Genomic DNA, 24,896 nt, shown 5'->3' with positions numbered 1-24,896 from the left:
CGGGAAAAGTCTATGGGATCGGGTCCGCGCGCCCCCGGTCGGCCCGTACCCCGGTCAGCGCGCGCGGAACGCGCCGGCGAAGTCGATCGACGCGAACTCGCCGGGCACCACGCCGTCGGCGGCGTAGCGGTACAGGGCCGTCTGGTAGATCCCGGACAGCGTCGTGGTGAAGACGGCCACCAGCAGCGTCCAGACGATCGCCAGCCCGACGCAGACGAACACGGTCGCCGTGCCGCCGAGCAGGAAGCCCGCGCCGAGGAACACGGCGTAGCCCACCAGGCTGAGAAGGAAGCCGACCAGGCCGATGCCCGCGTTGCCGGCGACGTTCTCGCCCCACGTGCGGCGGAACAGCTCGGCCGAGCGCTTGACGCCGTCGCGGACCCCGGTGCCTTCGAGCACGACGAACGGCAGCACGAGGTAGGTGGTGAGCTGCCAGGCCAGGCCGATCAGGCCGCTGACGAGCTGTCCGAGGAAGCCGAGCCGCTCCTCGAGCGTGCGCATGACGAGGGTGACGGTCGCGGTGATGGCGGCCCAGCCGAGCAGCGACGGCCACCGGCGGCCGGCCGCGGCCAGGCCCGCGCCGACGCTCGGCAGGCCGCCGTCGCCCCGCAGCGCGACGTCCGCCTGGGAGATCAGGGCGGCGTTGAAGAAGACCGTCACGAACGCCGAGGCGACGTAGAACGCCGCGAGCAGCACCCAGGTGCCGACGCCCGGCCGGACGTCGCCGCTTCCGACGTGCGCGGTGAAGAACGCCGGGGTCAGGAACGCCGCGGCGACCAGCAATCCGGCGATCCCGGCCAGCACCGGGAACCAGGCGAGTGCCTTGTGGGCGCGCAGCACCCGGAACGAGGCGACGAACAACGCGTAGGAACGGGCGAGCCTGCCCATGGAATCCCCCCGGGTGACCACAATGGATACCCGGGCAGCCTAGTGGCTGGTCAGCGGTGTGCCGCCATCGCGCTCGTGTAGACGCAGACCGCCGCCGCGGTGGCGAGGTTGAGGCTTTCCGCCTTGCCGTACAAGGGGATCCGGACCGCGAGGTCGGTCCGCTCGAGGATGTCGGCGGGCAGGCCGTGGGCCTCGTTGCCGAACACCCACGCGGTCGGCGCGGCGAGATCCACCCGATCGAGTTCGGCGTCGGCGTAGCCGTGCGCGGCGAACGTGCGCAGGCCCGCGGCGGAGCAGGCCGTCAGCGCGGCGGGGACGTCGCGGACGCGCGCGATCGGCAGGTGGAACAGGCTGCCGGCGGCGGCGCGGACGCACTTGCCGTTGTGCGGGTCGACCGTGTCGCCCGCGAGGACCACGGCGTCGGCGCCCGCCGCGTCGGCGACCCGGATCACCGTGCCCGCGTTGCCGGGGTCGGCGACGTCGACCAGCACCACGACGAGCCGGGCGGCCGGGGTCACGGCCTCCTCGAGGGGACGGTCCAGCAGCGCGCAGACGGCCACGATGCCCTGGGGGGTCACGGTCTCCGACAGCCCGTCCGCGGCGCGGTCGGTGATCGGTGAGACGGGGACGCCCGCCGCGCGGGCCGCGTCGAGGAGGCCGGCGTGCTGGGCCGCCGCGCGCTCGGTGACGAACAGCTCGTGCACCGTGCCGTGCTCAAGTGCCGCTTCGACCGCGTTGGCGCCTTCGGCCAGGAACCGGCCGGTCTTGTCACGCTCCGCGCGCCGCGTCAGCTTGCGCGCAGCAACGACCCGGGGGGTCCGCTCGGTGAACGGATCCACCCCGGGTCGGGGAAAGCTGCCGGTCAGGCCGACTTCTTTTCGGTGTTCACGTTGGCCTTGGCGAGCTCGGCCAGCGCGGTGAAGGCGGCGGCGTCGTTGACGGCCAGGTCCGCGAGGATCTTGCGGTCGACCTCGACACCCGCGGCCTTGATGCCCTGGATGAACCGGTTGTAGGTCACCCCGTTGGCACGGGCGGCCGCGTTGATGCGGGTGATCCACAGCTGGCGGAAGTCACCCTTGCGGGCACGGCGGTCCCGGTAGGCGTAGTTCAGCGAGTGAAGCGTCTGCTCCTTGGCCTTGCGGTACAGCCGCGAACGCTGGCCGCGGTAGCCGCTGGCCAGTTCGAGAGTTGCGCGACGCTTCTTCTGGGCGTTGACCGCCCGCTTGACGCGTGCCACGGGTCCATCCTGTCGATCTCAGGGGGCGAAGGGGGACGCCCCGGGTGGTTACTGCAAGTTCTGCGGGATCAGATGCCGAGCAGGCGCTTGACGCGGCCGGCCTCGGTCTTCGAGAAGCTCGGTGGTGCCCTCGAGGCGGCGCGTGAGGCGGTTCGACTTCTTCTCCATCAGGTGGCGGCGACCGGCCTTCTGGCGGCGCAGCTTGCCCGAGCCCGTGACGCGGATCCGCTTGGACGTCCCGCTGTGGGTCTTCATCTTCGGCATTTCTGTCCTCTTTCGTGCGGCGGCTCACCGGAGAACCGGTGAGCCGCTGACATGTGCTCGGCGCTTACGCTGTGTCAGCCTTCGGGGGCCGGCTCGGCCTTCGCCTTCGGCTTCACGTTCTTGTGCGGGGCCAGCACCATGATCATGTTGCGACCGTCCTGCTTGGGCGACGACTCCACGAAGCCCAGCTCGGTCACGTCGTCGGCGAGCTTCTGCAGCAGCCGGAAGCCGAGCTCCGGCCGGGACTGCTCGCGACCACGGAACATGATCGTGACCTTGACCTTGTTGCCTGCCGCCAGGAACCGCGACACGTGACCCTTCTTGGTCTCGTAGTCGTGCTGGTCGATCTTCGGGCGCAGCTTCTGTTCCTTGATGACGGTCAGCTGCTGGTTGCGACGGGACTCGCGGGCCTTCTGCGCGCTCTCGTACTTGAACTTGCCGAAGTCCATGAGCTTGCACACCGGCGGGCGGGCCTGCGGCGCGACCTCGACGAGGTCGAGATCGTTCTCCTGCGCCAGGCGCAGCGCATCCTCGATCCGGACGATGCCGACCTGTTCGCCGGCGGGGCCGACGAGTCGGACCTCCGGCACCCGGATACGGTCGTTGATGCGTGTCTCGGAGCTGATGGGGCCTCCTTGGTCCGAGGAATGTTTCCTGTTCTCGTTTCGACCTGGTGCCCACATAGCGAAGGCCCCGGTCACCTGTCGGTGCGCGGGGCCCACTCTGTTCCGATCGTGCCCCGGAGGACACTTCTTCACCCTGGACTGGCGTCCGGGCGAGACCGGACCCGGCCACCTGGACGGTGACGCGGGTGGGAGCGGGGCTCCACTTGCCGCCCCCGATCGCTCGAGGGCTGGTCGCTCGTGGAAGGGTACCAGACGTGTCAGATCAACCCTCCGAACAGGCCCCCTATTCCCCGGACGACCGCCACCTGGCCGAGATCCCCAGCGTGGAGGTGATCAGCCGGGCGGCCGTCATGCTGCTGTCGGCCGGCGCCGAGCGGCTCGGCCTCGCCGACGCCGAACCCGAGAAGTCCCCGCACCGCGACCTCGACGAGGCGCGCCGCCTGATCACCGCGCTCGCCGGGCTCGTGACGGCTTCGGCCGAGTACCTCGGGCTGCACGCCGGCCCGTTGCGGGACGGCCTGCAGTCACTGCAGAGGGCCTTCCGCGAGGCTTCGGCCGTGCCGGACGAGCCCGGCCAGGGCCCCGGCGAGAAGTACACCGGCCCCGTTTACTGACGAAATCCCGGGGCCTGGCCCCGCCAGACCAGCCCCCGCCCTCTCCGGGGGCGTCCCCAGTCCAGCGTATCGGGGGCGTCCGACGAAAACCCGGAAAGGGCGGCGGCCCGGGGTGGTCTGTCCACATCGCGGACGACCTGTGGACAACGCGACCGGAGGTTGCCGGACGCTCCACCCGACATCTAACATGTTAGATGTGAGTCTCTCGAAGGTCACCCGCCCGCTCCTGCGCGACGAGGCGTACGACCGCATCCGGGGCGCCATCGTCGACGGCTCCCTCCCGCCCGGCGCTCCCCTGCGCGACGGCGACCTCGCCGATCAGCTCGGCCTCTCCAAGGCACCCGTCCGCGAAGCCCTGCGCCGCCTGGCCGACGACGGCCTCGTCGACTCCAAGCCGCAGAGCTACACGCGCGTCTCCGAAGTCATGTCGCCCGACGTCCTCGACGCGCGGGAGATCGTCCGGCTCCTGCACGAGTTCGCCGTCCGGCAGGCCGTGCCGAAGTGCCGCCGGGAGGACATCGCCGCCATGCGCGCGGCCAACGACCGGTTCGCGAAAGCCATCGAAGCCGGCGACGTCAAAGCCGCCGTCAAGGCGGACGACGACCTGCACGACATCCCCGTCCGGCTCGCGGGCAACGCCGCCGTCGCCGCGACCCTCGACCGCTACACCCCCCTGCTGCGGCGGCTCGAACACGCCCGGTTCAGCTCCGCGCTCGCCTGGAACTCCGTCGAGCGCCACACCCGGCTCATCGACGCCCTCGAAGCCCGCGACACCGGCACCGCCGTCTCCGTCATCTCGACGATCTGGACCGACCTCTTGGAGGACCGATGACCCTCGCCGACTTCCCGCGCTACCCGCTGCTGTTCGGCCCGTCGCCGGTGCACCCGCTGGAGCGGCTCACCGAACACCTCGGTGGCGCGAAGATCTGGGCCAAGCGCGAAGACGTCAACTCCGGGCTCGCGTTCGGCGGCAACAAGACGCGGAAGCTGGAGTACCTCGTCGCCGACGCGCTCAAGCAGGGTGCCGACACGCTCGTCTCCATCGGTGGTGTCCAGTCCAACCACACCCGGCAGGTCGCGGCCGCCGCGGCGCGGGCCGGGCTCAAGGCCGTTCTCGTGCAGGAAAGCTGGGTCGACTGGCACGACCCGCTCTACGACAAGGTCGGCAACATCCAGCTCTCGCGCATCCTCGGCGCGGACGTCCGGCTCGTCCAAGCCGGGTTCGGCATCGGGTTCAAGCAGGCGTGGGAAGACGCCGTCGCGGAGATCGAAGCCGACGGCGGGAAGCCCTACGCCATCCCCGCCGGTGCCTCCGACCACCCGCTCGGCGGGCTCGGCTTCGCGAACTGGATCGTCGAGCTGGAACAGCAGGAGGAAGAACTCGGCGTCTTCTTCGACACCGTGGTCGTCTGCTCGGTGACCGGCAGCACCCAAGGCGGCATGGTCGCCGGGGTGGCGGGGCACAAGCACCGCCGGATCCTCGGCGTCGACGCCTCCGCGAAGCCCGAAGAGACGCGCGAGCAGATCACGCGCATCGCGCGCAACACCGCCGAGCTGATCGGCGCCGGCGAAATCCCCGACGTCGAGCTGGACGACCGCTACCACGCCGGGATCTACGGCATCCCCGACAAGGCCACCATCGACGCCATCGAGACCTGCGCGCGGCTGGAAGGGATGATCACCGACCCCGTCTACGAGGGCAAGTCGATGGCCGGGCTGATGGACCTCGTCCGGAACGGCGAGATCGCGCGCGAGTCGAACGTCCTCTACGCCCACCTCGGCGGGCAGCCAGCCCTGAACGGCTACACGAGCGTTCTGGGCTGACCGCCCGGCGAAGGCTCAGTCCAGCACGCAGAGGACGTCGATCTCGACGAGCAGCTCGCCCGGGAGGCCGACGTAGACCGTCGTGCGCGCGGCGTGCGGCGCGTCGCCGATCAGTTCGTTGTAGACCTCGTTGAACGGCGCGAAGTGCGCCGTGTCGGTCAGGTACACGCGGACCATGATCGCGTCGGCGAGACTCGCGCCCGCCTCGGCCAGCACGGCCTCGATGTTCTTGAACGTCTGCCGGGTCTGGCCCACGACGTCGTCGCCGACGATCGCGCCGGTCGCCGGGTCGAACGCGACCTGGCCCGCGACCTGCAGCAGGTTCCCCTTGCGGACGGCCTGCGAGAACTTCGCCGGCGGCTTCGGCGCGTTCTCGGTGGAAACTGCCGTCTTGCTCATCAGTGCCCCTTTCCGTTCTCCGTCCATCCACTGTGGACGGAAGCTTCCTTCGTGGCGGCCCGCAGTTCGGGCACGAGCGCCAGCAGGCCTTCGTAGTCGAGCAGCACCTTCGGCACCGACATCGACGCGGCGGCCAGCACTTCGCCGTCCGCGCCGCGCACCGGTGCGGCGATGCAGTGGATGAAGTCCTCGTGCTCGGCGTTGTCGACGGCGTACCCGAGCCGGTCGACGCGCTCGAGCTCGGCGAGGTAGGCCTCGGGGGTGGTGATCGTGTTCGGGGTCAGCACCGGGTAGTCGATCGACCGCGCGATCTCCTCGCGCCGGGCCGGCGGCATCGCCGCGACGAGCACCTTGCCCACGGCCGTGCAGTGCAGCGGCGCGCGCTTGCCGATGCGCGAGTACATCCGCACCGAGTGGCGGCCCTCGTACTTGTCGATGTAGACGACTTCGCCGTCGTCGTAGCTGGCCAGGTGCACGGTGTGCCCGGTGCGCGCGTTGAGCGCGGACAGCGCGGGCTGGGCGCTGCGCCGGACGTCGATCGAGTCGAGCGCCTGGTTGGCCAGGTCGAACATCGCGCTGCCCAGGCGGTAGTGCCTGGCTCCCTCGCGGCGGACGAAGTGGTGCTGTTCGAGGGTGCGCAGCAGGCGCAGCACCGTCGACTTGTGCACGCCGATCTCGTCGGCGAGGTCGTCGAGGGTGCGCGCGTCCTTCGCGATCGAGGTCAACAGCGTCAGAGCGCGGTCCAGGCTCTGGCTCATGTGCGCACCACGCCCTCTCCGGTCAGCCGGACCGAACGCCACTCGTCCGGATCCGCCGCCAGCAGGCTATCCACCACCGGACGCGGCAGCGGCACCCCGACGTCGTCGTGGGTGAGCAGGGTGACGGCGGCCTGCAGGTGCCCCTGCCGAAGCCGCTCCAACGGCGACGCGCCGCGCAGGGTCGCGGCCAGGAAGCCCGCGGCGAACGCGTCCCCGGCGCCGACCGGCTCGACGACGTCGACCTTCAGCGCGGGCGCGAACAGCGGCTCGCCCTCGACCAGCGTCGCGCCGCGTTCGCCGTGCTTGACGACGAGCGTGCGCGGCCCCGGCAGCAGGGCGCGCAGCTGCGCCGGGTCGCCGGTCCCCCACACGCGCTCGGCCTCGTCGTCGCCGGTCAGCACGATGTCGGCCCGCCCGGCCAGCTCGGCGAGCAGGCCGAGGTCGCGGCCGCCCCACAGCGCGGGCCGCAGGTTGACGTCGAAGGAGATCAGCCGGTCCCCGCGCGGCATGTCCAGCAGCGCGCGCACCAGCTCGAGGCAGCTGGCGGACAACGCGGGCGTGATCCCGGACAGGTGCAGCACGCGAACGCCGTCGAGGTTCAGCCGGTCCAGCAGCTCGGGCCCCATCCCGGACGCGGCCGAGCCGGTCCGGTAGTAGCGCACCGGACTGCCGTCCGCGCCGCTTTCCTTGATGTAGAGCCCGGTCGGGCGCGTCGGGTCGACGACGCACGCGCTGACGTCGACGTCGTGGGCGGCGATCTCGCGCAGCATCGCGCGGCCGAACGGGTCGTCGCCGACCGCGCTCACCCAGCCGCTCGGCACCCCGAGCGTCGGCAGGTTGCACGCCACGTTCGACTCGGCGCCGCCGATCGTGCGCAGCCACCGCTTCACCTCGTCCGGCGGGCCGGGTTCGGCGGGCACGAACAGCGCCATGGACTCGCCGATACACAGCACCTCGGGCCCGCTCGTCACTTTCCGTCTCCCTGCCCTTCACCCCGTTGACCTGTGCCGACCCGGATGCTACACCTATGGCACTCAAAATGCGCAACAGTCGTTGCAACATACGCAACAGAGGTCGCCGCCGATGAACGACTGCACCATGAACACCGCCGCCCTCGCCGCCCTCCGCCGGGAGCGCGTCGACTGGCGGTTCCGCTCGGCCGCCCCCGCCTTGACCGGGCTCACCCTGGACGAGGCCGCGGACCGGCGGCTCAACCTGTTCACGGACGGGTTCTTCGCGCCCTTCGTCGTGCTCGACGAGGAAGCGCTCGAGCACAACCTGCGGACGATGGCCGCCTGGTGCGCCGCCCGCGGCGTCGTGCTCGCCCCGCACGGCAAGACCACCATGGCGCCGCAGCTGTTCGCGCGGCAAATCGAGCACGGCGCGTGGGGCATCACCTGCGCGAACGCCGGGCACCTCCGGATCTACCGCGCGTTCGGGGTGTCCCGGATCCTGCTGGCCAACCAGCTGCTCGACCCCTCAGGCCTGCGCTGGCTGGCCGCCGAACTGGCCGCGGACGCGGAGTTCGAGTTCCTCTGCTGGGTCGACTCGGTCCGCGGCGTCGAGCTGATGACCGAGGCTCTCGCGGGCGCCGAGCGGCCGGTCGACGTCCTCGTCGAGCTGGGCGCCGACGGCGGGCGCACCGGCGTCCGCGACACCGCGACCGCGCTGGCGGTCGCCGAGGCCGTGCAGGCCAGTCCGGTGCTGCGGCTGCGCGGCACCGGTGGCTACGAGGGCGCGCTGTCCCACGACACCGACGAAGCCGCGCTCGCCAAGATCAGCTCCTATGTGGACGGTCTGCGCGACCTCGCGATCTCCTTCGCGGACAAGGGACTTCTCGACGGGCAGATCATCGTCACCGCCGGCGGGAGCGCGTACTTCGACCAGGTCGCGAACGAGCTGACCAAGCCGTGGCCGGACGGGCTCGACGTCCTGCCGGTGCTGCGCAGCGGCGCGTACCTCACCCACGACGACGGCTTCTACCGCGAGATCTCCCCGCTCGGCGACCACCCGCGCATCGACGGCGTCGAGTCCTTCCGGCCGGCGTTGCGGGCCTGGGCGCAGGTGACGTCGAAGCCGTCGGCCGAGCTGGCGCTGCTGACCCTCGGCAAGCGCGACGCATCCTTCGACGAGGGCATGCCCGAACCGCAGCTGCGCCGGACCCCGAACGGCCCGGCGGAACCGCTCGAAGGCCACGTCGTCGCGAAGATGAACGACCAGCACGCGTTCCTCACCCTGCCCGCCGGGTCGCCGGTCGAGGTCGGCGACTGGATCGCGCTCGGGCTCTCCCACCCGTGCACGGTGTTCGACAAGTGGCCGCTGCTGCCGGTGACCGCGGCCGACGGCGAAACCGTCGTCGACTACGTCCGGACGTGGTTCTGATGGACGTCGTCCTCAAGAACGCCCTGGTCGCCGACGGCACCGGCGACGCGCTCACCCGCCACGACGTCGGCCTCACCGGGACCAAGATCGCCAGCGTCGCCGAGGCGGGTTCGCTCGCCGGGCGGCGGCACATCGACGCCGACGGGCTCGTGCTCGCGCCCGGGTTCATCGACATGCACTCGCACTCCGACCTGCAGCTGCTGGCGAACCCGGAGCACCCGGCGAAGATCACCCAAGGCGTCACGACGGAGGTGCTCGGCCAGGACGGGCTGTCGTACGCCCCCGTCGACGACGCCGTCCTGGAAGCGCTGCGGCAGCAGCTGGCCGGGTGGAACGACGACCCCGCCGGGTTCGACTGGAACTGGCGCTCGGTCGGCGAGTACCTCGACCGCCTCGACCGGGGCATCGCCGTCAACGCCGCCTACCTGGTGCCGCAGGGCACGGTCCGGATGCTCGCCGTCGGCTGGGACGACCGGCCCGCCACCGAGGCCGAGCTGAACCGGATGAAAGAACTGGTCGCCTCCGGCCTGGCCGAGGGCGCGATGGGCATGTCGTCCGGGCTCACCTACACGCCCGGGATGTACGCCGACACCGGTGAGCTGGTCGAGCTGTGCCGGGTGGTCGGCGAGCTGGGCGGGTTCTACAGCCCGCACCACCGCAGCTACGGCAAGGGCGCGCTGGAGGCGTTCGCGGAGATGATCGACGTCTCGCGGAGGTCCGGCTGCCCGCTGCACCTGGCCCACGCGACGATGAACTTCTCCGTCAACAAAGGGAAAGCGCCGGACCTGCTGAAGCTGCTGGACGACGCGCTCGACGACGGCTGCGACATCAGCCTCGACACCTACCCGTACCTGCCGGGCGCGACCTACCTCTCGGCGCTGCTGCCGAGCTGGGCCACCGAAGGCGGGCTCGCCGCCACCCTGGCCCGGTTGTCCGATGTGGACGAACGCGAGCGGATCCGCACGGAGATCGAGGAGTCCGGTTCGGACGGTGCGCACGGCGTCCCGATCGACTGGGACGCCATCGAAATCAACGGGGTCCGCCACGAGCGCAACGCCCACCTCGTCGGGCACAGCGTCGCCGCCTCGGCCCGTGCACAAGGCACCCAACCCGCCGCGCTGTACTTCGACACGCTGCTCGACGAGAAGCTCGGCACGTCGTGCCTGATGCACGTCGGGCACGAGGAGAACGTCCAGGCCATCATGCGGCACCGCACGCACACCGGCGGCAGCGACGGGCTGCTCGTCGGCGCGCGGCCGCACCCGCGCGCGTGGGGCACGTTCCCCCGCTACCTCGCCCGGTACGTCCGCGAGCTGGGCGTGCTGGACCTGGCCGAGTGCGTCGCCCACCTGACCGGGCGGGCCGCCCGCAGGCTGCGGCTGACCGACCGCGGGCTGGTCCGCGCCGGGTACGCCGCGGACCTGGTGCTGTTCGACCCGGACGCGGTCGCCGACACCGCCACCTTCGACGACCCGCGGCAGCCGGCCGCGGGCATCACGCACGTCTTCGTGAACGGCGTCGCCGCCCTCGACGACGGGTCCCCCACCGGCGCCCTCGCCGGCCACTCCCTGCGCAACCCCCGGAGAGCCCGATGATCCACTGGCTGCAACACACCACGGGCGGGCTGCTGACGCTCGCCGCCGTCTCGATCGCCGTCCTGCTGGTGCTGATCATCAAGCTCAAGCTGGAACCCTTCATCGCGCTGATCGTCGTCGGCCTGCTCACCGCGCTGGCCGCGGGCCTGCCCGTCGGCACGATCGTCGGCTCGGCGCAGAAGGCGTCGGACTCCTTGCTGGAGAAGGGGTTCGGCAGCATCCTCGGGCACATCACCGCGATCATCGGGCTCGGCACGATCCTCGGGTCGATCCTGGAACGCTCGGGTGGCGCGAAGGTGCTCACCAGCGCGTTGCTGCGGTCGTTCGGGGAGAAGCGGGCGCCGCTGGCGATGGGGGTCGCCGGGTTCGTGTTCGGCATCCCGGTGTTCTTCGACATCGGCATCTTCGTGCTGGCGCCGCTGGTCTACGTCGCCGCGCGCCAGGGTGGCCGCTCGCTCGTGCTGTACGCGATGCCGCTGCTCGCGGGCCTGTCGATCACGCACGCGTTCCTGCCGCCGCACCCCGGCCCGGTGGCCGCCGCCGGCCTGCTGCACGTCGAGCTCGGCTGGATCATCCTGATGGGCCTGGCCTGCGGCATCCCCGCGTTCCTCATCGGCGGCGTGCTGTACTCGACGTGGATCGGCAAGCGGATCACCGTCGCCGTGCCCGAGGACATGGTGTTCGCCGAGGAAGAAGGCGAGCGCGAGGAGAACCCGCCGTCGCTGGGCCTGGTCGCCGCGATCATCGCGGTGCCGCTGGTGCTGATCCTGGCCGGGACGTTCGGCAGCATCTGGCTGCCGAAGGGCTCCGCGCTCGCCGGGGTGGCCGCGTTCATCGGCACACCCGCGGTGGCGCTGACCGTCGCCGTGCTGCTGGCGTCCTGGCTGCTCGGGCTGCGGCGCGGGTTCACCGGCAAGGACCTCAACGAGCTGGCCGCGAAGTCGCTGCGGCCGGTGGCGATGATCCTGCTGGTCGTCGGCGCGGGCGCGTTCTTCGGGGCGGTGCTCTCGGCCACCGGCATCGGCAAGGCCGTCGCCGACTCGCTGCACGACGCCGGGCTCCCGGTACTGCTCGCCGCGTACGTCATCAGCTGCGGCATGCGGATCGCGCAGGGCTCGGCGACCGTCGCCATCGTGACCACGAGCGGGATCGTCGCGCCGACCGTGGCCCAGCTCGGCTACTCGCAGATCCAGCTGGCGTTGCTGGTGATGGCGATTTCGGCGGGTTCGATCATCGCTTCGCACGTCAACGACGGCGGGTTCTGGATCGTTTCGCGCTACTTCAACCTCACCGTGCCGGAGACGATCAAGTCCTGGACGGCACTGGAAACCGTGCTTTCCCTTTCCGGTTTCGGGGTTTCGGCATTGCTCATGGCCGTGGTCTAGACCATACTGGAGCCAGCCGCCGCCCAAACCGTTGGGAGACAAGCAGATGACCGGACTTTCCCGTCGCACCTTCCTCGGCGCCGCCGCGGGTGCGGGTGCCGCGACCGTGCTCGGCGCCCCGCTGGCCGGCGCGGTCACCACTTCGAAGGGCTGCATCGCCGGAGCCACCGTGTACATCGGCAGCTACACCAGCGGGGCCGACGGCCACGGCCTCGACGTCACGAGCCGGACCGGGCCCGCGCTGAACCCCGTCCGCACGGTCCCCGGCATCACCGACACGTCGTGGTTCGACCGCGGTGCCGACGGCAAGACGCTGTACGTCACCAACGAAGGCGACCCGGACGGGTACGTCTCGGCGTTGAACATCGCCGACGCGGCCAATCCGAAGCTGCTCAACCGGGTTTCGTCGAAGGGCGGCGCCCCGACGCACCTGAGCGTGCACTCGAGCCAGAAGTACGTGCTGGCCGCGAACTACGGCTCGGGCAGCGTCGTCGTGCTGCCGATCCTCGCCGGGGGCAAGCTCGGCGCGGCGACGGACGTGGTGACCCACCACGCCGATTCGGGCGACGCGCACGCGCACCAGGTCGTCAACGACCCGACCGGGCGCTGGGTGCTGGCGGTGGACCTGGGCGCGGACTCGGTGTACGTCTACTCCCTCGACGTCGCCACCGGCAAGCTTTCCCAGCACCAGCAGCTGAAACTGCCCGCGGGCGCCGGGCCGCGGCACCTCGCGTTCGCCCGCGACGGGAAGTTCGCCTACATCCTGCAGGAGCTGCGGCCGGAGGTGACGGTGGCGAGCTGGGACGCGGCCACCGGCACGCTGAAGGCGCTTTCGGTCGTCCCGGCCGTGCCGGACGGCAGCACCGGCGAGCTGTACCCGGGCGAGATCACCCTGTCGAAGGACGGGAAGTTCGCCTACGCCACCGTCCGCGGGCCGAACACCCTGGCGACGTTCGCCGTCGCCGGTCCGTCGCTGAAACTGGTGTCCACTGTGGCCACCGGCGGCAACTGGCCGCGGCACGTGGCCCTCGACCCGTCCGAGAGCTGGTTCTACGTCTCGAACCAGCGGTCCGGCACGGTCACCTGGCTGCCGCGCGACCCGGCCACCGGCCTGCCCGGCGCGGTCGCGGGCAGCCTGCCGGTGGGCAGCGTCAACTCCGTCCACTTCGCTTGAGCCCCGCCCCGTCGTGAGTGCGTAACAGTGTTCTAACACTGTTACGCACTCACGAGGGTGCACCTACTGGAGGATTCTCATGAGACTGCGCCGCACCCTGCCCTTTTTCGCCGGGGTGGCCTTGCTGGCCGCCTGCGCGCCCGCCCAGTCCGGGCCCGCGGGCGGCGGCGGGGACGACAAGACCGGCACCGTCCGCGTCTGGCTGTTCGACGAGGCCAACCGCGCGCCGAAGGAGGCCGCGGTCAAGGAGGCCATCACCGAGTTCAAAGCGGCGCACCAGGGTGTCGAGGTCGACGTCCAGTGGGTGCCGGTCGAGGGCCGCGCCGACAAGTTCTCCGGCGCCTTCAACGACCCGGCCAACGCGCCGGATGTCGCGGAGTTCGGCAACACCGACGTCTCCAGCTACGCCGCCACCGGCGCGCTGGCCGACCTGACCGGCGACCTCGCGTCGTGGGGCGAGGGCAAGGACCTCATCCCGACCGTGCTCGACACCGCGAAGTCCGGCGGCAAGACCTACGGCTTGCCTTGGTACACCGGCATCCGCGCGTTGTACTACCGCACCGACGTCTTCACCGAACTCGGCCTGAAGCCGCCGACGACGCTGGCCGAGCTGACCGACGACGCCCGCAAGATCCGCGCCGCCAAACCGGACCTCTACGGCATCGCCGTCGGCGGCAAGTACACCTACGCGATGCTGCCGTTCCTCTGGGCCAACGGCGGCGAGCTGGCGCAGGAGACCGACGGCAAGTGGAAGTCGACGGTCACCGGCGAGCAGGCCAAGGCCGGGGTGACGCAGTACGCGAGCCTGCTCAAGGACGACATCTGCCCGCCGGCGCAGTGCGCGAACCTGACCGGCACGCAGAGCGTCACGGCGTTCGCGGGCGGCAAGGCCGGGATGACCATCGGCGGCGACTTCAACCGCAAGGCCGTCGAACAGGGCGCGGTGAAAGGCAAGTACGCCGTGGTCCCGATCCCGGGCACGGCCGCGGGCAGCATCGCCCCCGCGTTCGCGGGCGGCAACCTGCTCGGCGTCTTCACCGCGAGCAAGCACCGCAGCCTGGCGCTGGAGTTCGTCGAGCTGCTCGGCGGCGCGAAGTACCAGGAGAAGATGTACACCGCGATGGGGAACCTGCCGACGCTGAGCAGCGTGCAGCAGAAGCTCGCCGCGAACGACCCGTTCCTCAAGCCGTTCGTCGACACGCTCAAGGCGGGCACCAAGTTCGTCCCGGCGACGCCGGCGTGGTCGAAGATCGACAGCCAGAACGTGCTGCCGACCGCCGTCCAGCAGATCGCGACCGGCGGGAAGGACCCGTCCGCGGCGCTGACCGACGCGGCCGCCGCCATGGACAAGGCCTTCGGCTAGTGGTGACCGTCCAAGACGCCCCGCCCGTCACCGTGCCCGCCCGGGTGCGGCGACGGCGCGGGGACGGCCGGGCCGCCGCGCTCTACCTCGCCCCGGCGGGCATCCTGCTCGCCGCGCTGCTGGCCTACCCGATCTACCAGCTGGTTCTGATCTCGTTCTACGACTACGGCCAGCCGCAGGCCGCGGGCAACGCGCCGCTGGTGTTCCTCGGCTTCGCGAACTACGCCGACCTGCTGTCCCAGACCCAGTTCTGGACCGTGCTCGGCAAGACGGTCGGGTTCGCCGCGGCCTGCGTCGTCGGTTCGCTGATCGTCGGCACCGGGCTCGCGGTGCTGGCCGCCCGGGTCCGCTCGCTCCCCCGGACGCTGCTGTTCCTGGCCGCGCTCGGCGCGTGGTCGACGCCGGCGATCGCGGGCTCCTACGTCTGGCTGTTCCTCTTCGACACCGACTTCGGCCTGGTCAACGAGGTGCTTTCGGGGATCGGCCTGCCGTTCGAGCACCACTCGTGGACCTTCGGCACGCTCGGCGCGTTCGGACTCGTCGCCGCCGAGGTCATCTGGTGCTCGTTCCCGTTCGTCCTGGTCACGATGTACGCCGGGATCAAGGGCGTCCCGGACGAGGTGCTCGAAGCCGCGTCGCTCGACGGCGCCTCGGCGTGGCGCACGACGTGGGCGATCGTGCTGCCGATGGTGCGGCCGCTGCTGATGATCGCCACCGTCCAGTCGATCATCTGGGACTTCAAGGTGTTCACCCAGATCTACGTGATGACCAACGGCGGTGGCGTGGCCGGGCGCAACCTGGTCCTCAACGTCTACGCGTACCAACAGGCCTTCGCCGGGCAGGGGTACGGCCTCGGCTCGGCGATCGGAGTCGTCATGACGCTGTTGCTGCTTTCGGTCACCGGGCTGTACGTCCGATCGCAGCGCCGGAGCGCGGCATGGCTGTGAAACGGCCGGGGCGGCTGGTCGCCGAAGTCGTCACCGTCGTGATCGCCGGGATCGTCGCTTTCCCGCTGTACTGGATGCTGCTCTCGGCGTTCAAGCCGCCGGGCGAGATCCAGGCGGCGAACCCGAAGCCGTGGACGTTCAAGCCGTCGTTCGACAGCTTCGAGCGCGTGCTCACCGTGTCCGGCTTCGGGCGGTACTTCGTGAACAGTCTCGTGGTGGCCTTGGTCGTCGTCGCGTTTTCGCTGCTGCTGTCGTTCCTTTCGGCGGTCGCGCTGACGCGGTTCTCGTTCAAGGGCCGGACCGTGCTGCTGGTGATGATCCTGGTCGCCCAGATGGTCCCGGTCGAGGCGCTGACCATCCCGCTGTTCTTCCTGATGCGCCAGATCGGCGGCGCGGTGCCGGCGTTCGGGCTGAACGAGCTGGGTTCGCTCGTGCTGGTGCACCTGGCGTTCAGCCTGCCGTTCGCGATCTGGATGCTGCGCGGGTTCGTCGCCGCGGTGCCCGTGGAACTGGAGGAAGCGGCCAAGCTCGACGGCGCGTCGCGGATGCGGTTCACCTGGCAGATCCTCTTCCCGCTGGTGGCGCCCGGGCTCGTCGCGGTCAGCGTGCTCGCGTTCATCCACGCCTGGAACGACTTCCTCTTCGCCAAGACGTTCATCATCTCCAAGACCGAGAACCAGACGCTGCCCCAGGCGATCCTGGTGTTCTTCAAGCCGGAGGACACCGACTGGGGCGCGGTGATGGCGTCCTCGACGCTCATGACGATCCCGGTGCTCGTGTTCTTCGTCCTCGTCCAACGACGGCTGGTGTCCGGCATGGCCGGCGCCGTGAAGGGCTGACATGACTTCGTTCGCCGCGCTGCTCCCCCGCCCGGTCTCGGTGACCCCCGCCCCCGGCACCTGCCCGTGGCCGTCCACTGTGGACGTCCGGGCGGCTTCCCTGCCACCGGAGGGGTACCGGCTGGAGATTTCGCCGTCCGGGGTCGTCCTGCACGTCGCCGACGCGGCCGGGGAGGTCTACGGCCGGGAGACGCTGCGGCAGCTCGCCGGGCCGTCCGCCTTCCGCGTCGCCGGGTTCGCGCCGGGCGAGCTGCCGTGCGGGGTCGTCGAGGACCACCCGCGGTTCGCTTGGCGCGGGTGCCTGCTCGACGTCGCCCGGCACTTCCGGACCAAGGCCGAGGTGCTGCGGTTCGTCGACCTGCTGGCCGCGCACAAGCTGAACGTGCTGAACCTGCACCTCACCGACGACCAGGGCTGGCGGTTCGAGGTCCCGGAGTTCCCGCGGCTGACGTCGGTGGGCGGCTGGCGGCCGTCGTCGATGGCAGGCAGCGGGGGCGCGCAGGACGGGCGCCCGCACGGCGGGTTCTACACCGGCGACGACCTGCGCGAGATCGTCGCCTACGCCGCCGAGCGCGCGGTCACCGTCGTGCCGGAGATCGACATCCCCGGCCACGCCCGCGCGGCGCTGGCGGCCTACCCCTCGCTCGGCGCGGAATCGTCGTACGAAGTGTGGACCGCCTGGGGCATCAGCACTTCCCTGCTGTCGCCGAACGAGTCCACACTGGACTTCTTCCGGCGGGTGTTCGACCACCTGCTGGACATCTTCCCGTCGCCGGTGATCGCGCTCGGCGGCGACGAGACCCCGGGCGCGACCGACGACCACCGCGAGTTCGTCCGGCGGCTGGCCGAGCACCTCGTGGCCCGCGGCCGCACGCCGATGGGCTGGGACGAGGTCCTCGACATCCCCGGCCTGCCGCCGATGGTGATCGGGTCGTGGCGGAACGAGGCGGCGGGCCTGCGGGCGGCCGAGGCCGGGCACGACGTCGTGATGTGCCCGGAGCAGCACGTCTACCTCGACCACCGGCAGGCCGAGCACCCGGACGAGCCGATCCCGGTCGGCATGCTGCACACGCTCGAGGACGTCTACGCGTACGAACCGGCGTTGACCGGCCCGCGGCTGCGCGGCGTGCAGGCGCAGGTGTGGACCGAGCACCTGGACAGCGTCCGGCGCGTGGACTACATGACGTTCCCGCGGCTCTCGGCGTTCGCCGAAGTGGCGTGGAGCAGCGGGAACCGGGACTACGCCGAGTTCCTGCCGCGCCTGCGGGACCACCACCTGCCACGCCTCGACGCGCTCGGCGTCGAATACCGGCCGCTGGACGGGCCGTACCCCTGGCAGACGCGCCCGGGCGTGCCGGGCAGGCCGCGCTGAGTCAGCCGTTCCACAACGCTGCCCACTGCCGCGGGGTGAGGTCGCGTGGCAAGGCCGTCGGCGGGATCCCGGCGGCCCGCATGGCCCGGTGCCGGGGTTTCGGCAGGATCTGCGCGATGCCCCGGCCGCGGCCGGTGAACACCGCGCGCACGAACCGTTCGTAAGCGGCCCGCTCGGCGGGGTCGACGAGCGGGAACCGCCGCCGGGACACCGTGAGCAGCCCGCCGTCCACGCTCGGCTTCGGCCGGAACCCGGCGGCCGGGACGCGCCCGTGCAGGGTGAAGTCGAACCAGGGCGCGGTCTGCGCGGTCAGCATCGTGCGCCCGCCGACACCCGCGCGCTTGCGGGCGACCTCCCACTGGGTCAGCAGGACGGCGTCGGTCCAGCCGCCGTCGGCGAGGAGCCGGCGCAGGATCGGCGTGGTCAGGTGGAACGGCAGGTTGCCCACCACGACCGGCCGGTCCAGCGGGACCCGGAGGGCGTCGGCGCGGACCACGGCCACCGACGGCAGGCGACGCCGGAGCCGGTGCACGCGGTGCTCGTCGAGGTCGACGGCCAGGACGTCGCGCCCGAGCGCCGCGAGGTGCTTGGTGAGCGCACCGTCACCGGCGCCGATCTCGAGGACGGGGCCGTCCGTCTCGCGCACGAGCCGGACGATCCGGTCGATGGTCGGGGTGTGGTGCAGGAAGTTCTGGCCGAGTTCGTGACGGCCGCCGTGCACTGGACGGGACACGGGAAGGTACTCCAGACGTGCGGAATGGAGCACCCGGAAGGGTCACTTCGACCGTCTCCGGGTGCCGGGGCATCCGGGAGTACGGCGCGATCGGGTCTGCAGCGGAGCGCGCCGTCAGGCGCGGCGGTCACGCGGCAAAGACTGACGCCCGCAGGCGGGCATCCACAAAGTTCCCATGGCCGCGGACCCTACAAGCCACGACGTCGGGCGCGCGACCCATTTTACGGCAACAGCGTCACCGTGACCGAGCGCGTCGGGCCGACGTTGCCCGCTTCGTCGATTGACCGGTACTCGATGCGGTGACGCCCGTAACCCGGCTTCCGGTCGGCGAACGGCGAGACGGTGAGCCCGCCCGTGCCGAGGTTGCCGTAGGCCAAGCCGTCGATCTCGGTGCCGCGTGCCGTGAACAGGTACGGCGCGGCCGGGTCGGTCGGCCAGCCGTAGTACCTGTGCCAGCCGTCGCCGTCGACGCGGAACTCGGCCAGGCCGTCGGACGGGGTGAGGCGCATCGTGAAGGAGCCGTGGAAGACGTTGTTCGCGGCGGGCGGCAACTCGGCGGTGGTCGCCGGGCCGGTCGCGTCGACCGTCCAGGTCAGGGTCGTGCCGCCGGCCTTCGCGGTGAGGGTGTGCGTCCCGCGTGACTCGTCGAGCGCGAAGTCGGGGCCGGTCCCGGCCCGTTTCCCGTCGAGGGTCCAGCGGACTTCCGCGGCCGGGTCACCGGTTTCGACGTAGACGACGTCGTGGCCGCCGACGGGCCGCGTGGTCGGCGTCGAGGCGACGACCGCCGGGCCGTTCGCGGGTGGCGTGCCGACGCTCGTGTCGACGGTCCAGGTGCGGGTGGCGGTCGGCCGGACGGCGGGGTCGCGGACGAACGGCGTCGGGTCGGTGACCTTGGCGACGAGCGTGTGCCTGCCCGGCTTGACGGGCACCTTCCGCAGGTCGACGGCTTCCCGGCCGCGCAGGCGAACGCCGTCGAGGGTCCAGGTGACGTCCAGGCGGTGGCTGACGGGGTGCATCGTGCGGACACCGACGACACCGTCGGCGCCGATCGTCCCTTCCGGGGTGCCGCCGCTGATCAGCGGCACCTTCGCCGAGATCCGCCGCGTCATGCGTTCGCGGCCGACCTGGTCGAAGGCGTAGCCGAGGGTCTTCATCATCGAGTGCGCGCTGGGCCGCCAGACGCCGGTCTGGGTGTAGAGCCCGCCTTCGAAGCGGCCGATCCGTCCGCCGGACTCGCTGGGTTCGCCCAGCCAGCGCCACCACTTCGCGTGCTGGTCGCGCATTTGTTGTTCGGTCAGCAGGGTGTGGTGGATCGAGCCGGACTCGCCGCCTTCGTAGGCGCCACCGGGAACGGCGCGGGCGTAGTAGTCGTACTCGTCGTCGAGGCCGCCGAGCGAATGGCCCAGTTCGTGCGGTGAGATGAGCGCGGAAAGGGCGTTGCCACCGGACGCCGTCGCGTAGGTGCCGCCCGCGCCGCCGTAGGTACCGCTGTTGCCGAGGGCCAGGATCTGCCGGTTCGCCCGGGTGGTGCCGGGCACGAGATCGGCGTACCGCTGGGCGGCTTCGTCGTCGACGGTCAGGAGGCGCTGGACGCTCTGGGCGTTGCACCCGCCCCAGAAACCCATGTCCAGCGGGGTGTCCCGGCGTGGGGCGTCGAGCGCGGGGTCACAGTCCACACCGGACTCGGGCGAGGCGATCCCGACGGCGTAGACGTTGAAGTAGGAGCGGTAGGACTTGAAGGGTTCGAGCGACCAGAGGGTGTCGACGTGCCGCCGGACGTCGTCGAGGAACTTGGGCTGCTCGGCGGCGGTGTAGCCGTCCCCGAGGACGACGAGGTTGAACCGCTGCGCGACGGGACCGGTGACCTGGACGTCGGTGATGGTGGTGGCCGGTTCGGCGGCTTGCGCGGGGACGGCGAGCCCGAGGCCCAGGACAACGGCGGCGGCCAATCCGGCCCACTTCGTCATGGTCCCGGTCTACCGCACCCGAAATGCCGCCGGAACCGCCGGAAGTCGGGCTATCCTCGCGAAATGGGGAAACGAGGGGGAATCCTGCTCACGGCCGGTGCGCTGGCCCTGCTGACCGCGTGTTCGGCACCGGCGCCGGTCGCGCCGCCGACGACCACGGCCACGGCCACGTCGACGCGTCCGGCGACGGACCGGCCGTCGTCCGAGGCGCCCGCGCTGGGGCCGGGCCCGGGCTCGCGGCCGCCGACGACACCGCAGCCACCGCCGCCGCACTCGCCGGCGAAGGTGACCTCGGCCTGCCCGTTCCTCGGCGTGACCGAGTCGAGTGCCGCGATGGGCGTCGTCCTGGACACCTACGCGGTCGAAGAGGCGCCGAGTTCGCAGCAGGGCGCCACGACCTACCACTGCAACTACGCCAGCCGGACCGGCGGCCGCCAGCTGTTCGACCTGTACATCACGGTCGTCCCGGGCACCGGGCAGGTTCCGGCGCTGGTCAGGGAGTGGACCAAGCCGTGCGTGGAGCCGGCGACGCCGATCGCGGGCGTGGACGGCACCACGCGCACCTGCAAGCTGAACGACAACGAGGCCGGCAACGGCCGCGGATACGGTGACGTGATGCTGCTGGTCGTGAAGAAGTCGCACGGCCAGACGCGGCTGGCCGAACTCGACATGCGCCCCTTCGCGCCCGAGGTCTACACCAAGCTCGCCGGACTCCTGAGCGACCGGTTGTAAGTCGTTATACGCGAGTGAGCCGGTACCAGACCTCGGGCCGCCCGACCTGGCCGTAGTGCGGCTCGCGCTGGGCCATGCCGTTGTCCGCCAAGTACTCCAGGTACCGCCGGGCCGTCACCCGGGACGCGCCGATCGCGCTCGCCGCCGCGCCCGCCGACAACCCCTCCGCCGCTCCCGACAGCGCGTCCCGGATCGCCTCCAGCGTCTGGACGCTCATCCCCTTCGGCAACGGCGGCTGCTCCGTCGTGCGCAACGCCCCCAGAGCCCGGTCGATCTCCGCCTGGCCCGTCACCTCACCGGACGCGTCGCGGAACTCCGCGTAGCGCTCCAGCTTTTCCCGCAACGTCGCGAACGTGAACGGCTTGAGCAGGTACTGCACCACCCCGACCGACACCGCGGCCTTCACCAGCGCGAGGTCACGGGCCGACGTCACCGCGATCACGTCGATCGGCAGCCCCGCCGCGCGCAACGACCGGCACACCGCCAGGCCGTGCGTGTCCGGCAGGTAGAAGTCCAGCAGCACCAGGTCGACCGGGTCGCGCTCGCAGAACCGCAGTGCCTCGCCGCCCGAGTGGACCACCCCCGCCACCGAAAACCCCGGCAGGCGCTCGACGTACACGCGGTGGGCCTCGGCGGCCACCGGCTCGTCCTCCACCACCAGCACCCGGATCACCGGCCCGCCTCCCGTCGCGGGAGCCGGACCGTGAACACCGCGCCGTCGTCGTGGCCGACGTCGACCGTGCCGCCATAGCGGCGCACCGCCTGGCCCACCAGCGCCAGCCCCAGCCCGTGGCCGTCCTCCGCCTTCGTCGACCACCCGCGGCGGAAGACGTCCGCGTCCTCCGGGACGCCCGGCCCGGTGTCGGCCACGCGCAACAGCAGTCCGTCTTCGTCGGCGCGGGCCGTGACGACGACCTTCGGGTGGCCGGTGCCGCTCACCGCCGCGTCGAGGCCGTTGTCGATCAGGTTGCCGAGGATCGTCACCAGATCCCGCGACGCCACCCCGAGGTCGACGTCGTCGATCACCGTGTCGGGCGTGATCGTCAGCTCGACTCCGCGCTCGCTCGCTTCGGCGGCCTTGCCCAGCAGCAACGCGGCCAGCACCGGCTCGGCGACGGCGCCGACGACGCGGTCGGTCAGCTCCTGGGCCAGCGCGAGCTCGGCCGTCGCGAACTCGACCGCCTGCTCGGGTTTGCCGATCTCCACCAGGGAAACGACCGTGTGCAGCCGGTTCGCGGCCTCGTGCGCCTGCGACCGCAACGCCTCCGCGAGGCCGCGGGCGGTGGTCAGCTCGCCGGTCAGCGTCTGCAGCTCCGTGTGGTCACGCAGGACCACGACGGTGCCCTGCGCCCGCCCGCCCGAGCGGACGGCGGTCGTGCTCACCAGCAGCACCCGCGCGTCGGTCAGGTGCAGCTCCTCGGCCCGGTTTTCGGCCGAGGTGAACGCCTTCGCCAGTTCCTCCGGCAGCCCCAGCGACGTCAGGTCGCGCCCCACCGGGTCTTCGCCGAGGCCGAGCAGCGTGCGCGCGCCGTCGTTGCACAGCCCGATCCGCCCGTCCCGGCCGACCAGCAGCACCCCTTCGCGCACCGAGTGCAGCACGGCCTCGTGGTACTCGAACAGGTTGCTCAGCTCGTCCGGCGCGATCCCGCGGGTCTGGCGCCGCAGCCGCGCGCTGATCAGCCAGCCGCCGAGCGCGCCGACCAGCAGCACCGCGCCGGCGACCCCGAACAGCGGCCACAACCGCTCCCGCAGCTCGGCCGAGATCGCCGCGACGGTGATCCCGACGGCGACCAGCGCGACCACCCGCTGCCCCGGCCCGAACACCGGGACGACCGTGCGCACCGACGGGCCGAGCGAGCCGGTGTAGGTCTCCGTGCAGCTCCCGCCCGTGCTGCGCCTGCTCGATGGTCCCGATGTAGTGCTGGCCGATCAGCGCCGGGTTCGGGTGCGTGTACCGGATCCCGGCCGGGCTCATGATCGTGATGAAGTCGACGCCGGTGTCGGCCTGCACGCGGATGGCGAACGGCTGCAGCGTCGCGCTCGGGTTCGGCGTCGCCGCGGCGGCCGCGACGGTCGGCGCGTCGGCCACCGCCGAGGCGATCGCGCGGACCTGGTCGCGCGCGTTCTCGTCCACCGCCCGCCGCGCGTCGAGGTAGGCGAAGGTGATCCCGGCTCCGGCGAGCACGCAGAGCACCGCCAGCTGCAGCACGAGCAGCTGACGGGCGAGGCTCCAGCGGGACCGCATCGTCGGGGGCACCTCCTCATACCAGCACACCCGCGCGGCCGGTGTCCGAAGGGGACGGTGCGGCGCCCGCGCGAACTCAATGAACACAAGTGAGCCGGATCACCGGAGTGCGCCTACAGTGTGCCGCAACCTGGAACACCCCTGAGCTGGAGGCAACGGTGCCGACCCCACCGACCACCGAGGAGACCCCGCGCAAGCGGGACAAGACCCACTACCTGTACCTGGCCGTGATCGTCGCGGTCTTGCTCGGGATCCTGGTGGGCTTCCTCTTCCCCGGCTTCGCCAAGGGCCTCAAGCCCCTCGGCGACGGCTTCGTCAACCTGATCAAGATGATGATCTCCCCCATCATCTTCTGCACCATCGTCATCGGCGTCGGCTCGGTCGCGAAAGCGGCCAAGGTCGGCAAGGTCGGGGTGATGGCGCTGGTCTACTTCATCGTCATGTCGACCTTCGCGCTGGCCATCGGCCTCGTGGTCGGCAACATCCTGCACCCGGGCGAAGGGCTGCACCTCAACCCCGCCGACGTGAAGAGCGTCCAGAAGTCCGCCACCGGCGCCGAAGGCCCGGTCGACTTCCTGCTCCACATCATCCCGAAGACGCTCGTGTCCGCGTTCACCGAAGGCCAGGTCCTGCAGACGCTGCTGGTCGCCCTGCTCGTCGGGTTCGCGCTGCAGAAGCTGGGCGCGAAGGGCGCGCCGATCCTGCGCGGCGTCGAGCACCTCCAGCGCCTGGTCTTCCGCGTCCTGGCGATGATCATGTGGGCCGCCCCGATCGGCGCGTTCGGCGCCATCGCCGCGGTGGTCGGCGCGACCGGCTGGGCGGCGCTGAAGAGCCTCGCGGTCATCATGATCGGGTTCTACGTGACCTGCCTCGTGTTCGTGTTCGTCATCCTCGGGATCGTGCTGTGGCTCGGCGCCCGCGTGAACATCTGGCACCTGCTGCGCTACCTCGGCCGCGAGTTCCTGCTGATCCTCTCGACGTCGTCGTCGGAGTCGGCGCTGCCGCGGCTGATCGCGAAGATGGAGCACCTCGGCGTCAACAAGTCGGTCGTCGGCATCACGGTGCCGACCGGCTACTCGTTCAACCTGGACGGCACGGCGATCTACCTGACCATGGCGACGCTGTTCATCGCCGCCGCGCAGGACGAGCCGCTGTCGCTCGGCGCGCAGATCGGCCTGCTGGTCTTCATGATCATCGCGTCGAAGGGTGCGGCGGGGGTCAGCGGCTCGGGCATCGCGACCCTGGCCAGCGGCCTGCAGTCGCACCGGCCGGAACTGGTCAACGGCGTCGGCTTCATCCTCGGCATCGACCGGTTCATGTCGGAAGCCCGCGCGCTGACCAACTTCGCGGGCAACGCCGTCGCGACCGTCCTCATCGGAAACTGGACGAAGGAGTTCGACCGCGAACAGGCCCAGCGCGTGTTCGCCGGGCAGGCGCCCTTCGACGAAGCGACGATGGTCGACGAGGAACGGCAGCCGGACCCCGAACCGGCCACGGCGAAGTAACCCGGCGTTCGTGCTCATGCCCCCGCTGAGCACGAGCCACCACGGGC

Annotated in this window: 22 protein-coding genes and 3 pseudogenes; 13 read left to right on the top strand and 12 right to left on the bottom strand. The window is 71.2% G+C overall.

The annotated features are described in order from the left end of the window. Positions 1-54 precede the first annotated feature (54 nt). The 5 genes and pseudogenes from QP939_RS32520 to infC all read right to left on the bottom strand — a co-directional run bounded on the left by QP939_RS32520 (position 55) and on the right by infC (position 3,072). Complete coding sequence (locus tag QP939_RS32520) at positions 55-888, bottom strand: DUF6159 family protein (RefSeq protein ID WP_285450043.1); 834 nt, start codon at positions 886-888, stop codon at positions 55-57. Positions 889-938: 50 nt separating this feature from the next. After that, the gene (locus tag QP939_RS32515; RefSeq protein WP_285450041.1) at positions 939-1,727 is read right to left on the bottom strand and encodes a TrmH family RNA methyltransferase; all 789 of its coding nucleotides are present in this window, start codon (positions 1,725-1,727) and stop codon (positions 939-941) included. Positions 1,728-1,750: 23 nt separating this feature from the next. Then, the gene (rplT, locus tag QP939_RS32510) at positions 1,751-2,125 is read right to left on the bottom strand and encodes a 50S ribosomal protein L20 (protein WP_257926580.1); all 375 of its coding nucleotides are present in this window, start codon (positions 2,123-2,125) and stop codon (positions 1,751-1,753) included. 68 nt (positions 2,126-2,193) lie between these two features. Then, positions 2,194-2,389 (bottom strand): annotated as a pseudogene (gene rpmI, locus QP939_RS32505) (50S ribosomal protein L35). Between the two features lie 74 nt (positions 2,390-2,463). Further along, on the bottom strand, positions 2,464-3,072 hold the full coding sequence (infC, locus tag QP939_RS32500) for a translation initiation factor IF-3 (RefSeq protein WP_285459899.1): 609 nt from the start codon (positions 3,070-3,072) through the stop codon (positions 2,464-2,466). Positions 3,073-3,269: 197 nt separating this feature from the next. On the opposite strand from infC, the gene QP939_RS32495 reads away from it, so the two are divergent. From QP939_RS32495 to QP939_RS32485, 3 genes are all read left to right on the top strand, one after another. Beyond that, complete coding sequence (locus QP939_RS32495) at positions 3,270-3,629, top strand: DUF1844 domain-containing protein (RefSeq protein ID WP_285450039.1); 360 nt, start codon at positions 3,270-3,272, stop codon at positions 3,627-3,629. A gap of 196 nt (positions 3,630-3,825) precedes the next feature. Then, a complete protein-coding gene (locus tag QP939_RS32490; protein ID WP_414641625.1) occupies positions 3,826-4,461 on the top strand; it encodes a GntR family transcriptional regulator in 636 nt (211 codons plus the stop codon). Then, a complete protein-coding gene (locus QP939_RS32485) occupies positions 4,458-5,453 on the top strand; it encodes a 1-aminocyclopropane-1-carboxylate deaminase (protein WP_285450036.1) in 996 nt (331 codons plus the stop codon). The genes QP939_RS32490 and QP939_RS32485 overlap by 4 nt, the downstream gene beginning before the upstream one ends. A 15-nt stretch (positions 5,454-5,468) precedes the next feature. Here the strand turns inward: QP939_RS32485 and QP939_RS32480 are convergent, their stop codons facing one another. Genes QP939_RS32480 through QP939_RS32470 form a run of 3 tightly spaced genes read right to left on the bottom strand, consistent with a single transcriptional unit; the run spans position 5,469 to position 7,542 of the window. Continuing rightward, on the bottom strand, positions 5,469-5,852 hold the full coding sequence (locus tag QP939_RS32480) for a RidA family protein (protein ID WP_285450035.1): 384 nt from the start codon (positions 5,850-5,852) through the stop codon (positions 5,469-5,471). After that, a complete protein-coding gene (locus QP939_RS32475; protein WP_285450034.1) occupies positions 5,852-6,610 on the bottom strand; it encodes an IclR family transcriptional regulator in 759 nt (252 codons plus the stop codon). The genes QP939_RS32480 and QP939_RS32475 overlap by 1 nt, the downstream gene beginning before the upstream one ends. Continuing rightward, entirely contained in the window at positions 6,607-7,542 is a 936-nt protein-coding gene (locus QP939_RS32470; RefSeq protein WP_434219683.1) for a sugar kinase, read from the bottom strand. The genes QP939_RS32475 and QP939_RS32470 overlap by 4 nt, the downstream gene beginning before the upstream one ends. Positions 7,543-7,693: 151 nt before the next feature. Between QP939_RS32470 and QP939_RS32465 the strand changes: the two genes are divergently transcribed. From QP939_RS32465 to QP939_RS32430, 8 genes are all read left to right on the top strand, one after another. Next, complete coding sequence (locus QP939_RS32465) at positions 7,694-8,992, top strand: amino acid deaminase (protein WP_285450031.1); 1,299 nt, start codon at positions 7,694-7,696, stop codon at positions 8,990-8,992. Beyond that, entirely contained in the window at positions 8,992-10,587 is a 1,596-nt protein-coding gene (locus QP939_RS32460; protein WP_285450030.1) for an N-acyl-D-amino-acid deacylase family protein, read from the top strand. Before QP939_RS32465 ends, QP939_RS32460 begins: the two co-directional genes overlap by 1 nt. Next, positions 10,584-11,972, top strand: a complete 1,389-nt coding sequence (locus QP939_RS32455; protein WP_285450028.1) for a GntP family permease — start codon at positions 10,584-10,586, stop codon at positions 11,970-11,972. The genes QP939_RS32460 and QP939_RS32455 overlap by 4 nt, the downstream gene beginning before the upstream one ends. Before the next feature lie 46 nt (positions 11,973-12,018). Continuing rightward, positions 12,019-13,146 (top strand): lactonase family protein, encoded by a 1,128-nt coding sequence (locus QP939_RS32450; RefSeq protein ID WP_285450026.1) that lies wholly within the window; start codon positions 12,019-12,021, stop codon positions 13,144-13,146. A 79-nt stretch (positions 13,147-13,225) separates the two neighbouring features. Continuing rightward, the gene (locus QP939_RS32445) at positions 13,226-14,509 is read left to right on the top strand and encodes an extracellular solute-binding protein (protein WP_285450025.1); all 1,284 of its coding nucleotides are present in this window, start codon (positions 13,226-13,228) and stop codon (positions 14,507-14,509) included. Continuing rightward, positions 14,509-15,456 carry a carbohydrate ABC transporter permease gene (locus QP939_RS32440; protein WP_285450024.1) on the top strand — a complete coding sequence of 316 codons (948 nt, stop codon included), beginning with the start codon at positions 14,509-14,511 and terminating at the stop codon, positions 15,454-15,456. The genes QP939_RS32445 and QP939_RS32440 overlap by 1 nt, the downstream gene beginning before the upstream one ends. Then, a complete protein-coding gene (locus QP939_RS32435; protein WP_285450023.1) occupies positions 15,447-16,295 on the top strand; it encodes a carbohydrate ABC transporter permease in 849 nt (282 codons plus the stop codon). Before QP939_RS32440 ends, QP939_RS32435 begins: the two co-directional genes overlap by 10 nt. A gap of 1 nt (position 16,296) precedes the next feature. Continuing rightward, entirely contained in the window at positions 16,297-17,667 is a 1,371-nt protein-coding gene (locus QP939_RS32430; protein ID WP_285450022.1) for a beta-N-acetylhexosaminidase, read from the top strand. Between the two features lie 7 nt (positions 17,668-17,674). Here the strand turns inward: QP939_RS32430 and erm are convergent. Next, a pseudogene (gene erm, locus QP939_RS32425) lies at positions 17,675-18,388 on the bottom strand (23S ribosomal RNA methyltransferase Erm); the annotation flags it as partial. Between the two features lie 233 nt (positions 18,389-18,621). Beyond that, entirely contained in the window at positions 18,622-20,367 is a 1,746-nt protein-coding gene (locus QP939_RS32420) for a M64 family metallopeptidase (protein ID WP_285450020.1), read from the bottom strand. A gap of 63 nt (positions 20,368-20,430) precedes the next feature. Between QP939_RS32420 and QP939_RS32415 the strand changes: the two genes are divergently transcribed. Then, the gene (locus QP939_RS32415) at positions 20,431-21,099 is read left to right on the top strand and encodes a hypothetical protein (RefSeq protein ID WP_285450019.1); all 669 of its coding nucleotides are present in this window, start codon (positions 20,431-20,433) and stop codon (positions 21,097-21,099) included. 4 nt (positions 21,100-21,103) lie between these two features. Here QP939_RS32415 and QP939_RS32410 read toward each other — a convergent pair whose 3' ends face one another. After that, a complete protein-coding gene (locus QP939_RS32410) occupies positions 21,104-21,772 on the bottom strand; it encodes a response regulator (RefSeq protein ID WP_285450018.1) in 669 nt (222 codons plus the stop codon). Then, positions 21,769-23,344: pseudogene (locus QP939_RS32405) on the bottom strand (sensor histidine kinase). Before QP939_RS32405 ends, QP939_RS32410 begins: the two are co-directional and overlap by 4 nt. 158 nt (positions 23,345-23,502) lie before the next feature. Here QP939_RS32405 and QP939_RS32400 point away from each other — a divergent pair. Continuing rightward, the gene (locus QP939_RS32400) at positions 23,503-24,849 is read left to right on the top strand and encodes a cation:dicarboxylate symporter family transporter (protein ID WP_285450017.1); all 1,347 of its coding nucleotides are present in this window, start codon (positions 23,503-23,505) and stop codon (positions 24,847-24,849) included. The last annotated feature ends 47 nt before the right edge of the window (positions 24,850-24,896 follow it).

The sequence above is a fragment of the Amycolatopsis nalaikhensis genome (genome assembly GCF_030264295.1).
GTDB classification, from domain to species: Bacteria; Actinomycetota; Actinomycetes; order Mycobacteriales; family Pseudonocardiaceae; genus Amycolatopsis; species Amycolatopsis nalaikhensis.
This window is presented reverse-complemented; position numbering and strand designations above follow the sequence as displayed.